Below are 16770 nucleotides of genomic sequence, written 5' to 3'. Positions count from 1 at the left end.
AGGCGGATCCCCGTCGGGATACATCCGCCCCAGGGCGCGACCGATCATCCGCCTTGGGGAGTAAGGGTCTTCCCGGAGGGGCGGGCCTGCGGCCAGTCCTTCTCGAACGCCGAGGGCGAGCCGCCGGGGCGGGTGCCCGGACTCGGCGTGGCCGCGTTCTTGCGGCTGATGTCGAGATAGCTCTCGCACCGGTAGCTCTCCGGAGCGGTACGCCGGCCGGCGAGCAGCACCGTGTCCCCGCCGGACGCGCTCTGCAGCGTGCAGACCACCTGGCCGAGCGCGATCGTGGCCAGCGCCGACAGCGGCGCGTCCAGTCGGAACAGGGCGGGCGGGTCGCCCTCGCGCCGATCCGCGGCGGCCAGGCCGCCGGCGGGCAGCGCGGTGGTGTACCCGTCCAGCGCCTCGGCGTCGTTGGGGCCCAGGTGCAGCTCCTCCAGAAGCTGGTTGACCTGGTCGGTGCGCGCCTTGTCCGGGGCCGTCTCGCCGGGCCGCAGCAGCAGCCGGCCGCCCCGGGGCAGCGCCTGCAGCCGGTTGTCCTTCACCAGATACACGATGTGCCGCTCCGAACCGGGCAGGTGACTCTGCGCGGACGGCGCCGTGCGGTTGGCCGGTTTCCCGGCCCCCACCGGTCCCTCGGTCGGCCGGATCCCGCACGACGTGAGCGCGGCGAGCACGCCCGTCGTCGCGAAAACCGCGATCGGAAGCCGCCGCCGAGGTCTCAACGCCTGCCTCCTCGCTCGTCTTGCCTGTCGGAGTGGATGGCGCCCGAGCCGTCGAGTTCCGGCTCGACCTGCCCGGCAGGTCCGGCGTGCTCGGCGAATTCGGCGTTCTCCGCGTCGAGGTCGGCGTGTACGCCGTCGTCCTCGACCCCCTCGTCCGGGTCGATTATCTCTTCGAGCTCGGGCGGCACCAACGGCAGGCGCAGGGTGAACTTGGCGCCGCCGCCGGGCATGTTCGAGGCGAACGCGGTACCGCCGTGGATGCGGGCGTTCTCCATCACGATGGACAGGCCCAGGCCGCTGCCCTCGGAGCGGGCCCGCGAGCTGTCCGCCTTGTAGAAACGGTCGAACACGTGCGGCAGCACGTCCTCGGGGATGCCGGGACCGGTGTCGGAGACCTCGATCACCAGGTCTTCCTCGCCCGGAGCGGCGAGCATACCGGGCACCGCTGCGCGCGGCTCGTGGTGGATCTCGACGGTCACCGGCGAGCCGCCGTGCCGCAGCGCGTTGCCGACCAGATTGGAGACCATGACGTCCAGTCTGCGCGGGTCCACCTTGGCCAGGATGCCCCGGGGGGCCCGCAGGTCCACCGCGTCCATCCAGGCGCGGGCGTCCAGGCACGCGGTGACCAGGTCGGTGATGTCCACCTCGTCGGCCACCAGCGCCGCGGTGCCCGCGTCGAACCGGGACACCTCCATCAGGTCCTCGACCAGGGTGGCCAGCCGCTCGATCTCGGCGACCACCAGCCGCGCGGCGGGCGCGCCCTGCTCGCCGAGGCTGTCCGCCTCCTCCTCGAGCAGTTCGCTGACCGCGGTCATCGCCGCCAGCGGGGTGCGCAGCTCGTGCGAGACGTCCGCGACGAACCGGCGCGAGGAGGACTCCAGCGCGCGCAACTCGGCGACGCTGCGCTCCAGCTTCTCCGCCGCGTCGTTGAAGGTACGGGACAGGTCGGCGAGTTCGTCCGAGCCGCGCACGTCCAGCCGGGTGTCCAGCCGCCCCGCGCCCAGTTCGCGTGCGGCGAAGCCGAGTCGGCGCACCGGGCGCAGGATGTGCCGCGCGGCGAACAGCGCGACCACCGCCGCCGCGCCGAGCGCGAGCAGGGTGCCCACGATCAGGTAGCGGGCCAGCGAATTGAGGTCGGCCTGCTCGTCCTTGAGCGACTTGAACATGTAGCCGGTGGGCCCGTTGGGCACCACCCGGGTGCCACCGACGAGGTAGGGCTGCCCGTCGATGTCGATCCGCTGGAAGTACATGTGGAAGCCGCCGTTGTGGTCGGCGGTCTGCACCATGCGCTGCAGCTTCGCGGGCACCCGTTCCAGCGGGAACCGGGTCGGGTTGGAGGCGACCGGACGGCCGTCCGCGCCGACCAGGACCACGGAGTAGCCGAAGCTGCTTTCCCGCATCTGATCGACGGCGGGCCCCAGATCGGCCTGGTCCGGCTTCTCCGGCAGGTTCGCCGAGACCCGACCGAGGTTGTCCCGGAACTCGGTGAGCACCGAGTCCTGCGCGCGCTCCAGAACGGCGGTACGGGTCAGCCAGTAGGCGATCCCGGACGCGGCGACCGCGGAGATCAGCGCGACCAGCGCGAAGGCGACGAGCACCCGAAACCGCAACGAGCGCAGCTTCAGGGTCGGGGCGATCCGGCGGACGATGCGGCGTACCAGCGGCGGCCGGCCCGTCACTGGGGCGGGTCGAGGCGGTAACCGACGCCCCGGACGGTGCGGATCAGTGTCGGAGCGGACGGAGTCTGCTCCACCTTGGCGCGCAGGCGCTGGACGCATGCGTCCACCAGCCGCGAGTCGCCGAGGTAGTCGTGTTCCCACACCAGGCGCAACAACTGCTGCCGGGACAGCGCCTGGCCGGGGCGCCGGCTCAGCTCGACCAGGAGCCGCAACTCGGTCGGGGTGAGCTGGAGTTCCTCGCCGGCCTTGGTCACCGTCATCGCGTTGCGATCGACCACCAGGTCGCCGAACACCGACGCGTCGGACACCTCGCGCTCGCCGCGGCGCAGCACCGCGCGGATCCGGGCGTCCAGCACGCGCGGCTGGACCGGCTTGACCACGTAGTCGTCGGCGCCGGACTCCAGCCCGACCACCACGTCGATGTCGTCGTTGCGCGCGGTGAGCAGGATGATCGGCAGCGAGTCGGTGCGGCGGATGCGGCGGCACACCTCGAACCCGTCGATGCCCGGCAGCATCACGTCGAGCACGATCAGGTCGGGGCGCTGCTCGCGCCACCGCTCCAGGCCGGCTTCACCGGTGGCGGCGGTGACCACGCGATGGCCCTGGCGCCCCAGGGCGAGTTCGAGTCCGGTTCGCACGGACTCGTCATCCTCGATAAGCAGCAGGTAGGGCACGCAGGCCATTGTGTCTGACGTCACGGCTGGGAAGAACATCGGGCGGCCCCTTCCGGTTCGCCGCCCGAGGCCGCTGTTGCATACCTGTGACAGCTCGCCGACCTGACGATGAAGCCCGCCCAGCAGGCTGTACATCGTGAACGAGCGCCGAACCGGGGGAGAAGTCATGCAGTCCCAGACGCAGTCGCAGGGCATCCGCAAGGACAACCGCCGTACCGTCGTCGCCCTCGCCCCGTTGAACGGCCACGCGCGTAGCGTTCCGTGCACGGACAGTGTCGACGACGAATTCACCGCGTACGTCCGGGAGCGCCGGTCGGCCCTGTTCGCCACCGCGTACCACCTCACCGGCGACCGCAACGAGGCCGAGGACCTGTTGCAGAGCGCGCTGATGAGCACGTACCAGGCGTGGGGTCGGATCCAGGACAAGGCCGCACTGGGTGGTTACCTGCGCCGCACGATGACCAACCTGCACATATCGGCCTGGCGCCGGCGTCGGATCAACGAGTACCCCTCGGAGGAACTGCCCGAGCGTCCGGACGGTTCGGACTCGATGGGCGACACCGAGCTGCGCGCGGTGTTGTGGCGGGCGCTGGCCAAGCTGCCCGAGCCGCAGCGCACCATGCTGGTGCTGCGCTACTACGAGGGTCGTACCGACCCCGAGGTGGCCGAGGTGCTCGGTTGCAGCGTCGGCACGGTCAAGTCGAGCATCTGGCGCGCGCTGCGCCGGCTGCGCGAGGACGACGCGCTGAGCTTCGGTGCCGACGAGGCGTTCGCCGAACTCGTCGCCTGACCCGTGCCGTACGTGCTCGTCCGTCCGCCTTCTCGTGGCGTTCCCGGACCGGCTTCGTGTCTCCGGTTTCCGCTGTGCAGTTGTGGCGATCGATGGTGATGTGTCCCGGCCGGTGTGTCTCATCGGCAGGGACGGCGGTTGGGGCTGTGACGGTTCCGTCGAATTCGGAGCGGATTCGGGACATCGGCGCACGGGGCGCCGAATTGCGCTTGCCGTAGCCGAGTGGCTACGTTGCGTGGTCAATCCTCTGGTCGACAGGGAAGGGCCACCGTTATGTCCTCCGTTCTTCGCACCGTGCTCGCCGCCACGTCCCTCGGCGCCGCCGCCACGTTCGGCATCGCCGGCACCGCCGCCGCCGCGCCCGCCGCGCCCGACGGGATCTCCCGAACCGATGTACCCGCCGCCGGCCGGGGTGCCGCCGCGGCGACCGAGGCCGTGCTCGGCGTCGTGGAGCGCACGCAACTCAACCCGATGAACGGCGGCGGTCTGAACCCGCTGTCCAACAGTGTCGGTACCGAGGTCGGCGACGCGCCGGTCGGCACCGACCTGGTCACCGGCGACGTCGCCGACGGGATGACCGTGCAGGACGCCCTCGATCGGCTCTGAGCCGACCGCCCACCGCGCCGGCCGCGACGCCGCCCCCGCCGCGGCGCCCGGGCCCGTCTACCCTGAGCCGCGAACGTGGCCACGGGGAGGCAGTCGGATGCGGCAGGAAACGGATCGTTTGCGGGAGCCGGCGGCATGGGCGCTGGTCGGCTTTCTGGCATTGCAACTCGCGGTCGACGCGCTGCGCGTCGTGTTCGGCGTGGGGTCGGGGGTGCACGGCTTCCGGGCCCGGGCCTACGGCGGTCAGTCCGCACTGCTCGACGTGCTCACGCCGGTGTTGCTCGCGGGCGCCGTGCTGCTGGTGACCCATGCGGGGCGGCCCACGCCGAGGGCCCGGGTGATCACCCGGGCCGCGCTGGGGGTGCTCGCCGTGCAGGGGATCGCGGGGGTCGCCGTGGCGCTGGGCGGCCTCGCCTACGACGGCGGCGGGTTCGCCGACATCCCGGCCGGGGCCCGGGTCGAACAAAGTGCGGTCAACGTCGGCGTGTTGGTCCTGTTCGCGCTGTGCGCGTACTTCCTGATCGTGGTCCTGGGCGCACCGAGCCCGCCGACGGTCACGCGCGGCAAGTCGCTGCCGCATCAGGAATGGCCCACATACGGGCGCGATGCCACGGCCGCGGGTCGTCCGGTCGCGCCGTCCGGACCCCACCCCGCGCACGACCACACCGGGACCGGCACGCAAGCCGCGGCGCCGTACGCGCACGGCACCGCCGAGCACACCGCGCCGACCGGCGCGGGCGGCCCGCAGGCGGGTGGCCATCAGGGGACCGGCGGGCCCGCGCCCGCGCCCGCTTCCGCGCCGTCGCCGGCCCCCACCCCCGTGCCTGCTTCCGCGCCGTCGCCGGCCGCCGCGCCCGACCCGCGCACCGCCGCTCCCGCTCCCGCGGCGGGCACCGCGACCGGCCCGACGAACCCCCCGATGCCCGGTGCCGCCGTACCGCCTCGGCCGACCGCGCCACCGCCGGCGCAGACCTACGGGGGGACCCGGCCGTGACCGCCGAGGTCGAGGCGCAGCCGGCGGAGGAGATTCCGCCGCCGCCTCGGCTGTGGCGCTTGCGGCGCCGGGCGCGCACGGTCGGCCGCAGTGTGGTCGGCCTGGTCTTCGCGGGCGCGGTGCTGGTCACCGGCGCCCGGTTGCTCGTGTTCGACGCGATGTGGCCGGTCGCGATCGTGACCGTCTTCGCGCCCTACGCGGCGGCCGCCTCGGTGCTCGTGCTGCTCGGTGCCGCGCTGTTGCGGATGCGTTTGACCCTGCTCGTCGCGCTGGGCCTGGTGGTCGTGCACACCGTGTGGATGTTGCCGCGGCTGAGCGCCGCCGACGGTCCCGCGCCCGGCGGGGTGCGGTTGCGGGTGATGACCGCCAACGCCTACTTCGGCAAGGCGGATCCGGTCCGGATCACCGAATTGGTGCGGCGCGAGCGGGTGGACGTGTTGGCCGTGGAGGAGTTGACGCCGGAACTGGCGACCGGCCTGGAGCAGGCCGGCCTCTCCCGGGAACTCCCGTACACGACCGGTCACGCCGAACCCGGCGCCGCCGGGCTGGCCGTCTACGCCCGCCGGCCGCCGACCGAGGAGCGGTTGTTGCCGGAACGGACCACGATGCCGATGCCCGGCGCCACCGTGGAGGTGGACGGGCGCCGGGTCCGGATCCAGGGCGTGCACACCATCCCGCCGATGCGCGGGCAGGCCGGCCGGTGGGCGCACGACATGGACGCACTGCGCCGCGAGGCGGAGCGGCGCACGCTGCCGGTGATCTTCCTCGGCGACTTCAACGCGACCTCGGACAACGCCTCGTTCCGCGCGCTCACCGGCGCCGGGTTGCGGGACGCGCACGAGGAGCGCGGCCGGGTCCTGGTGCGCACCTGGCCGATGGCGTACTTCCACGGCCTGCCGGCGCTGTTCGGGATCGACCACGTCCTGGTGGCCGGTGGGATCGACGTGGTCTCGGTGTCCGAACACCGTGTGCCGCGCACCGATCACGCCGCGGTGATCGCCGAGCTGTCGCTGCGCTGACCACCCGTCAAGATCCCGTCAGGAACGCCCTCACCTGCGTCGATGCCGCGTCAAGAGGCCCGAGACGGCCGCCGCGCGCGGCTAGCGTCGAGTTCCGCAAGGCAGTTCGCCGCGGCGACTGCACTCAGGCAACTCGAAGGATCCGATCGCATGTCCGCTCTGTTCGTGCTCTTCGCCGTGGTCGTGATCGCCCGCGTCCTGGCCACCTGGAAGCTCTCCACCCGGCGGGCCGCCGACTCGACGGGCGCGTCGCCCGGGACCCGCGCCGACCGTGTGCTCGCGGCCTGATCGGATCGCGGACCTGCGCGGGCGGTGCCACCACGTGCCGCCGGCCCGTCACCCACGCGGGTGACGGGCCGGCGACACGTGGTGGTGAATCGCACACGCGGTCCGGGGCGATCAGTATCCGGTCGGGTGCCAGACCGTCCGGATCTCGGTGAACGCCAGCATCCGACCCGTTCCCGGGTCCGCCGACCAGTCCGGCTCCCTGGCCTCGGGGCGCAACACCCGCTTGAGGTTGTCCGCCGCGGCGATCTCCAGGTCGCGCGCCGACGCGACGCCCGCGTCCGGCGCCACGCCGGTCAGGTCGATCGCGTTGACGTCCTGGTGGGATGCGAGCGTCGGGGCGATCTCGGCCGGGTGGCCGGTCAGGATGTTGATCACGCCGCCCGGCAGGTCGGACACCGCGAGCACCTCGGCGAAGGACAACGCGGGCAGCGCCGAGGCGCCGGCCGCGAGCACGACGGCGGTGTTGCCGGTGGCGATCACCGGCGCGACCGCACTCGTCAGGCCCAGCAGCGACGAGCGCTGCGAGGCGATCACCGCGACCACGCCGGTGGGTTCGGGCGTCGACCAGTTCGCGAACGGACCCGCGACCGGGTTGGCGCCGCCCGCCACCTGGGCGAGCTTGTCGGTCCATCCGGCGTACCAGACCCAGCGGTCCACCGCCGCGTCCACGGCCGCGAGTGCCTTGCCGCGATTGATCCCCTCGGCCGCGGCGACCTCGGTCGCGAACTGCTCGCGTCGGCCCTCCAGCATCTCGGCGATCCGGTACAGGATCTGGCCCCGGTTGTAGGCGGTGGCGCCCGACCAGCCCGGGAACGCCTTGCGCGCCGCGACGACCGCGTCCCGGGCGTCCTTGCGACTCCCGCGCGGCGCGTTCGCCAGGGTCCGGCCCTTGCTGTCGGTCACCGCGTACACCCGCCCGCTCTCGGACCGGGGGAACTTGCCCCCGACGTACAGCTTGTAGGTCTTCAACACCTCAAGGCGCTCAGACATCGAGGTAGGCCTCCAGCCCGTGGCGGCCACCCTCGCGGCCGAAGCCCGACTCCTTGAACCCGCCGAACGGCGAGGCCGGGTCGAACTTGTTGAACGTGTTGGTCCACACGACGCCGGCCCGCAGTCGCTGCGCGGTCCACAGGGCCTTGGCGCCCTTCTCCGTCCACACTCCGGCGGACAGGCCGTACGCGGTGTTGTTCGCCTTCTCCACCGCCTCGGCGGGGGTGCGGAAGGTCTGTACGGTCAGCACCGGGCCGAAGATCTCGTCCCGGGCGATCCGGTGGGCCTGGGTGACGCCGGTGAACACCGTCGGCGGGAACCAGAAGCCCTTGCCGGGCAGCTCGCCGGCCGGCGACCAGCGCTCGGCGCCCTCGGCCTCGCCCGCCTCGACCAGTTCCCGGATCCGGGAGAGCTGGGCGGCCGAGTTGATCGCGCCGACGTCGGTGTTCTTGTCCAGCGGGTCGCCCACGCGCAGCGTCTTGATCCGCCGGGTCAGGCTCGCCAGCAACTCGTCGGCCACCGACTCCTGCACGAGCAGCCGCGAGCCGGCGCAGCACACCTGGCCGCCGTTGAAGAAGATGCCCTCGACGATGCCGTCCACGGCGGAGTCGATCGCGGCGTCGTCGTAGACGATGTTCGCGGCCTTGCCGCCGAGTTCGAGGGTGACCCGCTTGCGGGTGCCCGCGATGGCGCGGGCGATCTCCTTGCCCACGGCGGTCGAGCCGGTGAACGCGACCTTGTCCACGTCCGGGTGCGCGATCAGCGCACGACCGGTCTCGCCGGCGCCGGTGACGATGTTGAGCACACCGTCCGGCAGCCCGGCCTCGACGCAGATCTCGGCGAACCGCAGCGCGGTCAGCGGGGTGGTCTCGGCCGGCTTGAGCACCACGGTGTTGCCGCACGCCAGGGCCGGCGCCACCTTCCAGGCCAGCATCAGCAGCGGGAAGTTCCACGGAATGACCTGACCGGCCACGCCGATCGGCTTCGGGGCCGGACCGCTGTGCTCCTTGGTGCGGCTCTGCCACAACCCGGCGTACGCCAGCTTGTCCGCCCACCCCGCGTAGTGGAAGAAGTGCGCCGCGACCAGCGGGATGTCCACGTCGCGCGACTCGCGGATCGGCTTGCCGTTGTCGATCGACTCCAGCACCGCGAGCTCGCGCCCGTGCTCCTGGATCAGCCGGGCGATCCGGAACAGGTACTTGGCCCGCTCCGCGCCGGGCAGCGCCGACCAGGACTTGAACGCCTTGCGCGCGGCCTTGACCGCACGGTCCACGTCCGCCTCGCCGCCGACCGCGACCTCGGCCAGCACCTCCTCGGTGGCCGGGTTCACGGTCTTGAGCCGACCGCCGTCCGCCGCGTCGGTGAACTTTCCGTCGATGAACAGCCCGTACGCCGGGGCGATGTCGACGATCGCGCGCGACTCGGGCGCGGGCGCGTACTCGAATGGGTTGCCCATGGGTGTCAGTCCACCGTCACGTAGTCGGGGCCGGAGTAGCGGCCCGTGGCCAGCTTCTGGCGCTGCATCAGGAGGTCGTTGAGCAGGCTGGAGGCGCCGAGCCGGAACCAGTCCGGGTCCAGCCAGTCCGCGCCGACCGTCTCGTTGACCAGCACGAGGTACTTCATCGCGTCCTTGGTGGTGCGGATCCCGCCGGCCGGCTTGACGCCGACCTGACGACCCGTGGCCTCGCGGAAGTCGCGGACCGCCTGGAGCATGACCAGGGTCACCGGCAGTGTCGCGTTGACCGCGACCTTGCCCGTGGAGGTCTTGATGAAATCGGCACCCGCGAGCATCGCGAGCCACGACGCGCGGCGCACGTTGTCGTACGTCGACAGTTCACCGGTCTCCAGGATCACCTTGAGGTGGGCACTCCCGCCGCCGGCGGCGGCGCTGCGCGCACAGGCGGCCTTGACCGCGACGATCTCGTCGAAGACGGCCCGGTAGCGCCCGGAGAGGAACGCGCCCCGGTCGATCACCATGTCGATCTCGTCGGCGCCGGCGGCGACCGCGTAGGCGACATCGGCCAGCTTGACGTCCAGCGAGGCGCGCCCGGACGGGAACGCGGTCGCGACGGCGGCGACGTGCACGCCGGAGTCGCCGAGCGCGGCCTTGGCCTCGGCGACCAGGTCGCCGTAGACGCAGATCGCGGCGGGCCGGGGCGCGTCCGGGGCGCCCGGGTCCGGGTGCTGCGCCTTGGCGCACAGGGCCCGGACCTTGCCCGGGGTATCGGCACCTTCCAAGGTGGTCAGGTCGATCATCCTGATGGCGAGGTCGATCGCGGCGACCTTGGCATCGGTTTTGATCGAGCGTGTCGCGAGCATTGCTGCCCGCGCTTCGGTACCGACCCTGTCGACGCCGGGAAGACCGTGCAGAAAGCGTCGAAGGGCCGCTTCGGACGAGGTGACCTCGGCCGGGTCGGCGAGAATTGCAGACGGCATGCTCACAAGACGAGCATATCTACTCGCGTAGCGTCGGGCCCAGTGGTCCGGTCGAGCCAAACCCGAGCGATGCCGTGCGGCACAATCACCGGTCATGAGCAGCGACGAGGACATCACCACGTATCGCTCCCGGCCGGCGATGGCCGTCGGGGTGCTTCTGATCGCCGTCGGGATCTGGATGGTGATCGACACGCTGATCCGCGGGGAAGGTCGGACCAAATGGCTGGCCGTCGCCGTCGTGATCTTCTTCGCGATCCTGGTGGTCGCGCTCACGCTGCGCTCGGCCGTGCTGGTCGGGCCCGAGCGGCTGGTGATCCGCAACCCGTTCCGCACCATCGTGGTGCCGTGGGCCGCGGTGGAGCGGGTCCGGGCCGAATACTCGATCGAGGTGCGCGCGGACGAGAAGTCGTTCCACATCTGGGCCATCCCGGTCTCGCTGCGCGAACGCAAGCGGGCACTGCGGCAACAGGGCCGCACGGCGGCGGAGGACCCGTACGGCCACGGCGTCCACGACCTGCCCCAACTCTCCCGCGCCGACCAGGTCGTGGACGACCTGCGCGGGATGAGCGAGCAGTTCGCCAAGAAGTCGACCGGCCCGGTCCAGGTGCACTGGTCCCCGGAAATCCTCGGCGGATTGGCCCTCTCCGGAGCGGCCTCCCTGCTCCTGGGCCTGCTCTAGAACACCTGCGGACCAAACGCAGACCGCCGAAATCTCCGGCCCGGCCGCTGTTCGAGGCCCCGGGTGGAGGGTCGGGCCCGATCCGGCCGCAGGCCGAACACGAATCGCGCCGAAGCTCCCGCCGGGCCGGTGTGCGAGGCCGTCCGGGCCGAAAGGCCGGGCCTCACCCGGCCGCGAGCCGAACGCCGGCCGGGACAGAATTCGGCCCGGCCGGCGTTCGAGGCCACCTCGGCCGAAGGCCGGGTCCGATCCGGCCGGGCCGGCGTCCGAGGCCGGCCCGACCGCAGGCCGGCCAGGTCACCGCGCGCCCCGCCGCACCACCCGCAGGACGCTGTACAGCACGATCAGCGCGCCGCTCACCGCGAGTGCGGCGACCGTGACGTGGCCGCCCCACGGACCGCCGATGTCGGGTCCACCCCACGCGGCGATGTCCTGCGCGGAGGAGTGGAAGAGCGTGTCGGCGGAGCCGGAGAGCAGCCGGTAGGCCACGCCGAACGCGAGCACCGGCAGGACCAGCACGCCGCCGAGGAAGGTCGCGAGCGCCGGGATCGAGCGCCCGGCCTTCGCCCACTGCCAGACGTGCCGCAGGCGAGCGCGCAGGGGAGTGTTCCGGACGGAGAAGTGGGTCAGGGTGCTCATGGCATCCTCTCGGAGCCGAGGGTCGACTGGACTCTTCCACGATCCGCCGGCGGACCCGTTCCACACATCCGTCCGCAGGGCCACGTCGACCCCGTACGCAGGTACCAACGACCGCCGGAACCGACCCTCCGGAGGGTGAGACGACGGTGGGGCGGCGCGGCCGATCGGCCACACCACCCCACTCGTTCGCCGGTCCGCGTCGACCGCGGCGCGCTACGTGCCCGGCGTCACATGCCCAGCGTCGCGGCCAGATCCCGCTTCAGCCGCTCCAGCGCCGCGTGGCCCGCCGCACGGGCGGCGACGATGCCGACCTCGGCGATCCGCTTCGGGTCGACCACGATCTCCAGGTAGGCCTTGAGCTTGGGTTCGGTCCCGGACGGCCGCACCACGACCCGGCCCGCGAGCAGGTCCGCGCCGTCGCCGGCCAGCGTGTAGCGCAGGCCGTCGGTGGGTGGCAGGCCGTCGGCCGCCGGGTGCAGCAGGTCCTCGGCGGTTGCCACGGCCAGGTCGCCGAGGGTCTTCGGGGTCCGCTCGCGCAGCCCCCGCATGGCGTTCGCGATCAGTTCGAGGCGGTCCACCCGCACCGAATACTGGTCGGTCGCGTACAGCCCGTACCGACCCGCGATGTCGTCCAGCAGGCCGGGCAGCGTACGGCCGTCCCGCTTGGCACCGGCCGCGAGTTCGGCCAGCATCAGCGCGGCGGTGACGCCGTCCTTGTCGCACACCCCGGCCGGGTCCACGCAGTAGCCCAGCGCCTCCTCGAACGCGAAGGCCAGGTTCGGCACCCGGGCGAGCCACTTGAAGCCGGTCAAGGTCTCCGTGTAGGCGATGCCGTGCGCCGCCGCGATCGATCCCAGCAGCGAGGAGGACACGATCGTGGTGGCCAGCACGCCGTCGGTGCCCCGACGGGCCACCTCGGCGCCGAGCAGCGCGCCGACCTCGTCGCCGCGCAACATCCGCCACCCGCCCGCGACGGCCGGATCCGGCACCGCGACCGCACACCGGTCCGCGTCCGGGTCGTTGGCGATCACCACGTCCGCGTCCTCGGCGAGTGCCGTGCGAAACGCGAGGTCCATCGCCCCGGGCTCCTCCGGGTTGGGGAACGCCACGGTCGGGAAGTCGGGGTCCGGATCCGCCTGTTCGGGGACGGGCCGGACGTCCGCGAAGCCCGCGCGGTCGAATGCGCCGAGCATCACGGTGGTGCCCACGCCGTGCATCGCGGTGTGCACGATCCGCACGTCGCGCGGCCCGGTCGGGTCGACGACGGTCAGGGCGCGGTCGAGATAGGAGTCGATCAGCGCCTCGCCGAGCGTCTCCCAGCCGTCCTCGGCCATCGGCACGTCCGCGAGCGAGCGGACCGCCGCGATGTGCCCGGCGATCTCCGCGTCGGCGGGCGGCACGATCTGCGACCCGTCGTCGAGGTAGACCTTGTAGCCGTTGTCGCGCGGCGGGTTGTGGCTCGCGGTGACCATCACCCCCGCGACGCAGCCCAGGTGCCGGATCGCGAAGGCGAGCACCGGCGTGGGCAACGGCCGGGGCAGCAGCAGTGCGTGCAGCCCGGCCGCCTCCATGACGGCGGCGGTGTCCCGGGCGAACACGTCGGACTTGTGCCGCGCGTCGAACCCGATCACCACCGCGTTGCGCGTCGCGGCGGGTGCCGCCGTGTCGGTGACGTACGCGGTCTTGAGGTACGCGGCCAGCCCCGCCGCCGCGCGGATCACCACCGCGCGGTTCATCCGGTTGGGTCCCGCCCCCAACTCGCCGCGCAGCCCCGCGGTACCGAACTGGAGCAGCCCGGCGAAACGATCCGCGAGGCCCTCCCGGTCGTCCGCTTCGAGCAACGCTTCGAGTTCGGCCCGGGTGTCCGGGTCCGGGTCCTCGGCCAACCAGGCACGCGCGATCTCGATGACGTCGCTCAACACGGACTCCTCGGTACGGAAGGGATCGGAGGCGGGACGGCCTGCGGACGCTCAGATGCGCGGCAGGACCTGGGTCAGCAGTCGGCCCATGCGCTCGGCGGACGCGCGTCCGGCGGCCAGGACCTCTTCGTGGTTGAGCGGCTCGCCGGTCATGCCCGCGGCGAGGTTGGTGACCAGCGAGATGCCCAGGATCTCGGCGCCGGCCTCGCGCGCGGCGATGGCCTCGATGGTCGTGGACATGCCGACGAGGTGCCCGCCGATCGCGCGGACCATGCCGATCTCGGCCGGGGTCTCGTAGTGCGGGCCGGGGAATTGCACGTATACGCCCTCTTCGAGGTCGGGCTCGACCTCGCGGCACAACGCGCGTAGCCGCGGCGAATAAAGGTCGGTCAGGTCGACGAAGTTGGCCCCGACGATGGGCGACGCGGCGGTGAGGTTGATGTGGTCGCTGATCAGCACCGGCTGTCCGGGCACGAAGGACGGCCGCAGGCCGCCGCAACCGTTGGTCAGCACGACGGCCTTGCAGCCGGCCGCGACCGCGGTGCGCACGCCGTGTGCGACGGACGCGACGCCGTGCCCCTCGTAGAGGTGGGTGCGGCCGAGGAAGACCAGCGCCCGGCGGTCGCCGATGACCAGCGAGCGGACCGTGCCCGCGTGGCCCTCGACGGCGGGCGGCGGGAAGCCGGGCAGCTCGGTGACCGGGAACTCGTGCTCCGGGTCGCCCAGCATGTCGGCGGCGGGCACCCAGCCAGAGCCCATGACGAGCGCGATGTCGTGCGTGGCGGCACCGGTGAGCCGCTGAAGGCTTTCGGCGGCCTCGGCGGCGGCCGTGTACGGGTCGTGGCTATCCAATACGTTCACATCGATGAGCGTAAATGCTGCACCTGGGAACAGCGCGGGCGGGGTCTATGCGCGTAGAAGACTGTGATACGACCGCAATGACAGCGGGGGACGAATGGCAAGGATAAGTGGCTGTATGTCCGTTTGGTCGACGCGACGCACCCGACCGCGGATGCGGACGCGTCGACGGTCACCCGACCCCGATCCCGACCCCGGCCGACAGCGGGAGCCGGGTGGCGGAGCGGAGCGCCGGGTCGGGGCCCGGCGCGCCGAATGGGCGGGCGATTCGGGTCCCCGGCGACGGCGGGGCCGGCCGGATGGGCCGGCCCTACGGCCTATGAACAGGGGCGGTTGCGGAGTTCCTTGACGTAGTCGTCGGGGGCGCCGGCGGACTCGGCCGACTCGGCGACCATGCCGAGGTAGCGCGCCGAGGGCAGGCCGCCCTCGTAGTCGTTGAGCACGTACAGCCAGGCCAACTGCTCGCCGAACAGGGACTCCACCCGGACCCGGACCTTGCGGTACAGGCCGAGCGGCATGCCCTCCCAGCGGTCGAGGTCGGGCTCGTCCATCTCGGCCAGGTCGTACAGCGCGACGAATACCTGGGACAACTCGTCCTCGACGACCGTGGCCAGCGATCCGTCCCAACCCAACTGCTCGCCGCCGAAGGTCAGCCGCCAGCCGGGCAGCCAACCGGTGTGGCGCAGAGGGGAGTGTGGGGCACGCCGAGCCATCTGCCGCGCGTCGAGGTTGCTTGCGTACGCGGCGTAGAGGGGCATGGCCGCAGCCTACGCGACGCGCGGGCATGGGAGAGAATGACACCCGTGACTCGGATTGTGATCGTAGGCGGAGGACCCGGCGGGTACGAGGCGGCTTTGGTCGCGGCACAGCTCGGAGCCGAGGTGACGGTGGTAGAGCGCGAAGGTGTGGGTGGTGCGGCTGTACTGACGGACTGTGTCCCGTCCAAGACCCTGATCGCCACGGCCGAGGTCATGACGAACTTCGCCGACTCGCACCACGAGCTCGGCATCTACGTCGACGACGGCACGCCCGGCACGCTGGATCGCCCGATCGTGGGCGTGGACCTGGGCGTGGTCAACCGGCGTGTGCTGCAACTGGCCAAGGCCCAGTCCAACGACATCGCGCAGAGCGTCACGCGCGCCGGCGTTCGGGTGCTGCGCGGTACCGCCCGCCTCGACGGGCCGCGCCGTGTGGTGGCCGACCTGGCCGACGGCACCGAGCGCACGCTGGATGCGGACGCGATCCTGATCTCCACCGGGGCCCACCCCCGGGAGATCCCGGGCGCGGAGCCGGACGGCGAGCGGATCCTGAACTGGAAGCAGATGTACGGCCTGTCCGAGCTGCCGCGCGAGCTGATCGTGGTCGGCTCCGGCGTCACCGGCGCCGAGTTCGCCGGTGCGTACCAGGCGCTCGGCTCGAAGGTGACGCTGGTCTCCAGCCGTGACCGGGTGCTGCCGGGCGAGGACCCGGATGCGGCCGAGGTGCTCGAAGGAGTCTTCCGTCGGCGTGGCATGCGGGTGATGTCGCGCTCGCGGGCGGAGAGCGTGAAGCGGGACGGGGACAGCGTCATCGTCACGCTGACCGACGGTCAGATCATCGAGGGCAGCCACTGCCTGGTCGCCGTCGGCGCGATCCCGAACACCGCGGGCATCGGTCTGGAGGAGGCGGGCGTCTTCCTCAAGGACACCGGACACGTGCGGGTGGACCGGGTCTCGCGCACCACCGCGAACGGGGTGTACTCGGCGGGCGACTGCACCGGCGTGTTCGCGCTCGCGTCGGTCGCGGCGATGCAGGGCCGGATCGCGATGTACCACATGCTCGGCGACGCGGTGGCCCCGCTGAACCTCAAGGCCGTGTCCTCGAACGTGTTCACCGATCCCGAGATCGCCACGGTGGGATATACCCAGGCGGCGATCGACGCGGGCGAGATCGACGCTCGCGGTGTGAAGTTGCCGCTGTCGCGCAACCCGCGCGCGAAGATGCAGGGCATTCACGACGGGTTCGTGAAGCTGTTCTGCCGTCCGGGTACCGGGATCGTGGTCGGCGGTGTGATCGTGGCCCCGCGCGCGAGCGAGTTGATCCACACCGTCGCACTCGCGGTGGACCTGCACTTGACGGTCGACCAGATCGCCAGCGGATTCACCGTCTACCCCTCGCTTTCCGGCTCGATCGCGGAAGCCGCCCGGCAATTGCACCGGCGCGAGCGTTCCTGACCGGCCGGCCCCGGACGAATCGGCCGGGTCGCTCCCGGAGGCGGGCGATCCCGGCGAGACGATCCCGGCGAGACGATCGCGTCGCGATCGATGGCGCCGTGCCGATGTGCCACGTGCCGCTGTCCGATGTCGCCGTGACGAGCACGTCGAGCGGTTGGGGCCGTGACGATCGCGCCCGGTCGGCCCCGTCGCGCGGTCCCGCCCCGGGGTGCCCCCGCCTGCGAGAGCAATGCGGCCGCACGATCAATACGGTTTCAAGATCAT

The 16770-nt window shown here is 72.1% G+C and carries 17 protein-coding genes; 7 read left to right on the top strand and 10 right to left on the bottom strand.

The genetic code is table 11. The annotated features are described in order from the left end of the window. Positions 1–44: 44 nt before the first annotated feature. From ACIBM5_RS03065 to ACIBM5_RS03055, 3 genes are read right to left on the bottom strand one after another with little or no spacing between them, the layout of a single operon-like run. A complete protein-coding gene (locus ACIBM5_RS03065) occupies positions 45–722 on the bottom strand; it encodes a hypothetical protein (RefSeq protein WP_391585271.1) in 678 nt (225 codons plus the stop codon). Continuing rightward, the gene (locus ACIBM5_RS03060; RefSeq protein ID WP_396005058.1) at positions 719–2401 is read right to left on the bottom strand and encodes an ATP-binding protein; all 1683 of its coding nucleotides are present in this window, start codon (positions 2399–2401) and stop codon (positions 719–721) included. Before ACIBM5_RS03060 ends, ACIBM5_RS03065 begins: the two co-directional genes overlap by 4 nt. Further along, the gene (locus ACIBM5_RS03055; RefSeq protein WP_174861367.1) at positions 2398–3075 is read right to left on the bottom strand and encodes a response regulator transcription factor; all 678 of its coding nucleotides are present in this window, start codon (positions 3073–3075) and stop codon (positions 2398–2400) included. The genes ACIBM5_RS03060 and ACIBM5_RS03055 overlap by 4 nt, the downstream gene beginning before the upstream one ends. Positions 3076–3241: 166 nt before the next feature. Between ACIBM5_RS03055 and ACIBM5_RS03050 the strand changes: the two genes are divergently transcribed. The 5 genes from ACIBM5_RS03050 (at position 3242) to ACIBM5_RS03030 (ending at position 6772) form a co-directional block, all read left to right on the top strand. Beyond that, positions 3242–3865, top strand: a complete 624-nt coding sequence (locus ACIBM5_RS03050; protein ID WP_391585269.1) for a SigE family RNA polymerase sigma factor — start codon at positions 3242–3244, stop codon at positions 3863–3865. Positions 3866–4138: 273 nt separating this feature from the next. Further along, positions 4139–4471 (top strand): hypothetical protein, encoded by a 333-nt coding sequence (locus tag ACIBM5_RS03045; RefSeq protein ID WP_396005057.1) that lies wholly within the window; start codon positions 4139–4141, stop codon positions 4469–4471. A gap of 97 nt (positions 4472–4568) precedes the next feature. Further along, complete coding sequence (locus ACIBM5_RS03040) at positions 4569–5465, top strand: hypothetical protein (protein WP_396005056.1); 897 nt, start codon at positions 4569–4571, stop codon at positions 5463–5465. Continuing rightward, positions 5462–6484, top strand: a complete 1023-nt coding sequence (locus tag ACIBM5_RS03035; protein WP_396005055.1) for an endonuclease/exonuclease/phosphatase family protein — start codon at positions 5462–5464, stop codon at positions 6482–6484. The genes ACIBM5_RS03040 and ACIBM5_RS03035 overlap by 4 nt, the downstream gene beginning before the upstream one ends. A 150-nt stretch (positions 6485–6634) precedes the next feature. Beyond that, a complete protein-coding gene (locus ACIBM5_RS03030; RefSeq protein ID WP_396005054.1) occupies positions 6635–6772 on the top strand; it encodes a hypothetical protein in 138 nt (45 codons plus the stop codon). 111 nt (positions 6773–6883) lie between these two features. Here ACIBM5_RS03030 and ACIBM5_RS03025 read toward each other — a convergent pair whose 3' ends face one another. From ACIBM5_RS03025 to deoC, 3 genes are read right to left on the bottom strand one after another with little or no spacing between them, the layout of a single operon-like run. Continuing rightward, on the bottom strand, positions 6884–7762 hold the full coding sequence (locus ACIBM5_RS03025) for an aldehyde dehydrogenase family protein (RefSeq protein WP_391585264.1): 879 nt from the start codon (positions 7760–7762) through the stop codon (positions 6884–6886). Further along, complete coding sequence (locus ACIBM5_RS03020; protein ID WP_396005053.1) at positions 7755–9218, bottom strand: aldehyde dehydrogenase family protein; 1464 nt, start codon at positions 9216–9218, stop codon at positions 7755–7757. The genes ACIBM5_RS03025 and ACIBM5_RS03020 overlap by 8 nt, the downstream gene beginning before the upstream one ends. Positions 9219–9223: 5 nt before the next feature. Further along, positions 9224–10198, bottom strand: coding sequence for a deoxyribose-phosphate aldolase (deoC, locus tag ACIBM5_RS03015; RefSeq protein ID WP_391585262.1), 975 nt, complete (start codon positions 10196–10198; stop codon positions 9224–9226). Between the two features lie 94 nt (positions 10199–10292). Between deoC and ACIBM5_RS03010 the strand changes: the two genes are divergently transcribed. Then, positions 10293–10877 carry a PH domain-containing protein gene (locus tag ACIBM5_RS03010; RefSeq protein ID WP_396005052.1) on the top strand — a complete coding sequence of 195 codons (585 nt, stop codon included), beginning with the start codon at positions 10293–10295 and terminating at the stop codon, positions 10875–10877. 297 nt (positions 10878–11174) lie between these two features. Here the strand turns inward: ACIBM5_RS03010 and ACIBM5_RS03005 are convergent, their stop codons facing one another. The 4 genes from ACIBM5_RS03005 to ACIBM5_RS02990 all read right to left on the bottom strand — a co-directional run bounded on the left by ACIBM5_RS03005 (position 11175) and on the right by ACIBM5_RS02990 (position 15051). Then, a complete protein-coding gene (locus ACIBM5_RS03005) occupies positions 11175–11516 on the bottom strand; it encodes a hypothetical protein (protein WP_396005051.1) in 342 nt (113 codons plus the stop codon). A 227-nt stretch (positions 11517–11743) separates the two neighbouring features. Further along, positions 11744–13438 (bottom strand): phospho-sugar mutase, encoded by a 1695-nt coding sequence (locus ACIBM5_RS03000; RefSeq protein WP_396005049.1) that lies wholly within the window; start codon positions 13436–13438, stop codon positions 11744–11746. 48 nt (positions 13439–13486) lie between these two features. After that, on the bottom strand, positions 13487–14296 hold the full coding sequence (locus ACIBM5_RS02995) for a purine-nucleoside phosphorylase (protein ID WP_391585258.1): 810 nt from the start codon (positions 14294–14296) through the stop codon (positions 13487–13489). A 314-nt stretch (positions 14297–14610) separates the two neighbouring features. Continuing rightward, positions 14611–15051 carry a gamma-glutamylcyclotransferase gene (locus tag ACIBM5_RS02990; protein WP_020552649.1) on the bottom strand — a complete coding sequence of 147 codons (441 nt, stop codon included), beginning with the start codon at positions 15049–15051 and terminating at the stop codon, positions 14611–14613. A 36-nt stretch (positions 15052–15087) separates the two neighbouring features. Here ACIBM5_RS02990 and ACIBM5_RS02985 point away from each other — a divergent pair, with 36 nt between their 5' ends. After that, positions 15088–16506, top strand: a complete 1419-nt coding sequence (locus ACIBM5_RS02985; RefSeq protein WP_396005048.1) for an NAD(P)H-quinone dehydrogenase — start codon at positions 15088–15090, stop codon at positions 16504–16506. Positions 16507–16770: the final 264 nt, after the last annotated feature.

The organism is Embleya sp. NPDC050493, assembly GCF_044458105.1.
In the GTDB taxonomy this organism is placed as follows: domain Bacteria; phylum Actinomycetota; class Actinomycetes; order Streptomycetales; family Streptomycetaceae; genus Embleya.
Note: the sequence above shows the minus strand (reverse complement) of the source record. Positions and strands in the feature narration are given on the sequence as shown.

Bases quoted from the DNA above. Each gene is read 5' to 3' on its own strand.
- ACIBM5_RS03020 (WP_396005053.1), bottom strand. From the start codon at position 9,218: ATGGGCAACCCATTCGAGTACGCGCCCGCGCCCGAGTCGCGCGCGATC.
- ACIBM5_RS02985 (WP_396005048.1), top strand. From the start codon at position 15,088: ATGACACCCGTGACTCGGATTGTGATCGTAGGCGGAGGACCCGGCGGG.
- ACIBM5_RS03030 (WP_396005054.1), top strand. From the start codon at position 6,635: ATGTCCGCTCTGTTCGTGCTCTTCGCCGTGGTCGTGATCGCCCGCGTC.
- ACIBM5_RS03025 (WP_391585264.1), bottom strand. From the start codon at position 7,762: ATGTCTGAGCGCCTTGAGGTGTTGAAGACCTACAAGCTGTACGTCGGG.
- ACIBM5_RS03005 (WP_396005051.1), bottom strand. From the start codon at position 11,516: ATGAGCACCCTGACCCACTTCTCCGTCCGGAACACTCCCCTGCGCGCT.
- ACIBM5_RS03045 (WP_396005057.1), top strand. From the start codon at position 4,139: ATGTCCTCCGTTCTTCGCACCGTGCTCGCCGCCACGTCCCTCGGCGCC.
- ACIBM5_RS03040 (WP_396005056.1), top strand. From the start codon at position 4,569: ATGCGGCAGGAAACGGATCGTTTGCGGGAGCCGGCGGCATGGGCGCTG.
- ACIBM5_RS03010 (WP_396005052.1), top strand. From the start codon at position 10,293: ATGAGCAGCGACGAGGACATCACCACGTATCGCTCCCGGCCGGCGATG.
- ACIBM5_RS03050 (WP_391585269.1), top strand. From the start codon at position 3,242: ATGCAGTCCCAGACGCAGTCGCAGGGCATCCGCAAGGACAACCGCCGT.
- deoC (WP_391585262.1), bottom strand. From the start codon at position 10,198: ATGCCGTCTGCAATTCTCGCCGACCCGGCCGAGGTCACCTCGTCCGAA.
- ACIBM5_RS02990 (WP_020552649.1), bottom strand. From the start codon at position 15,051: ATGCCCCTCTACGCCGCGTACGCAAGCAACCTCGACGCGCGGCAGATG.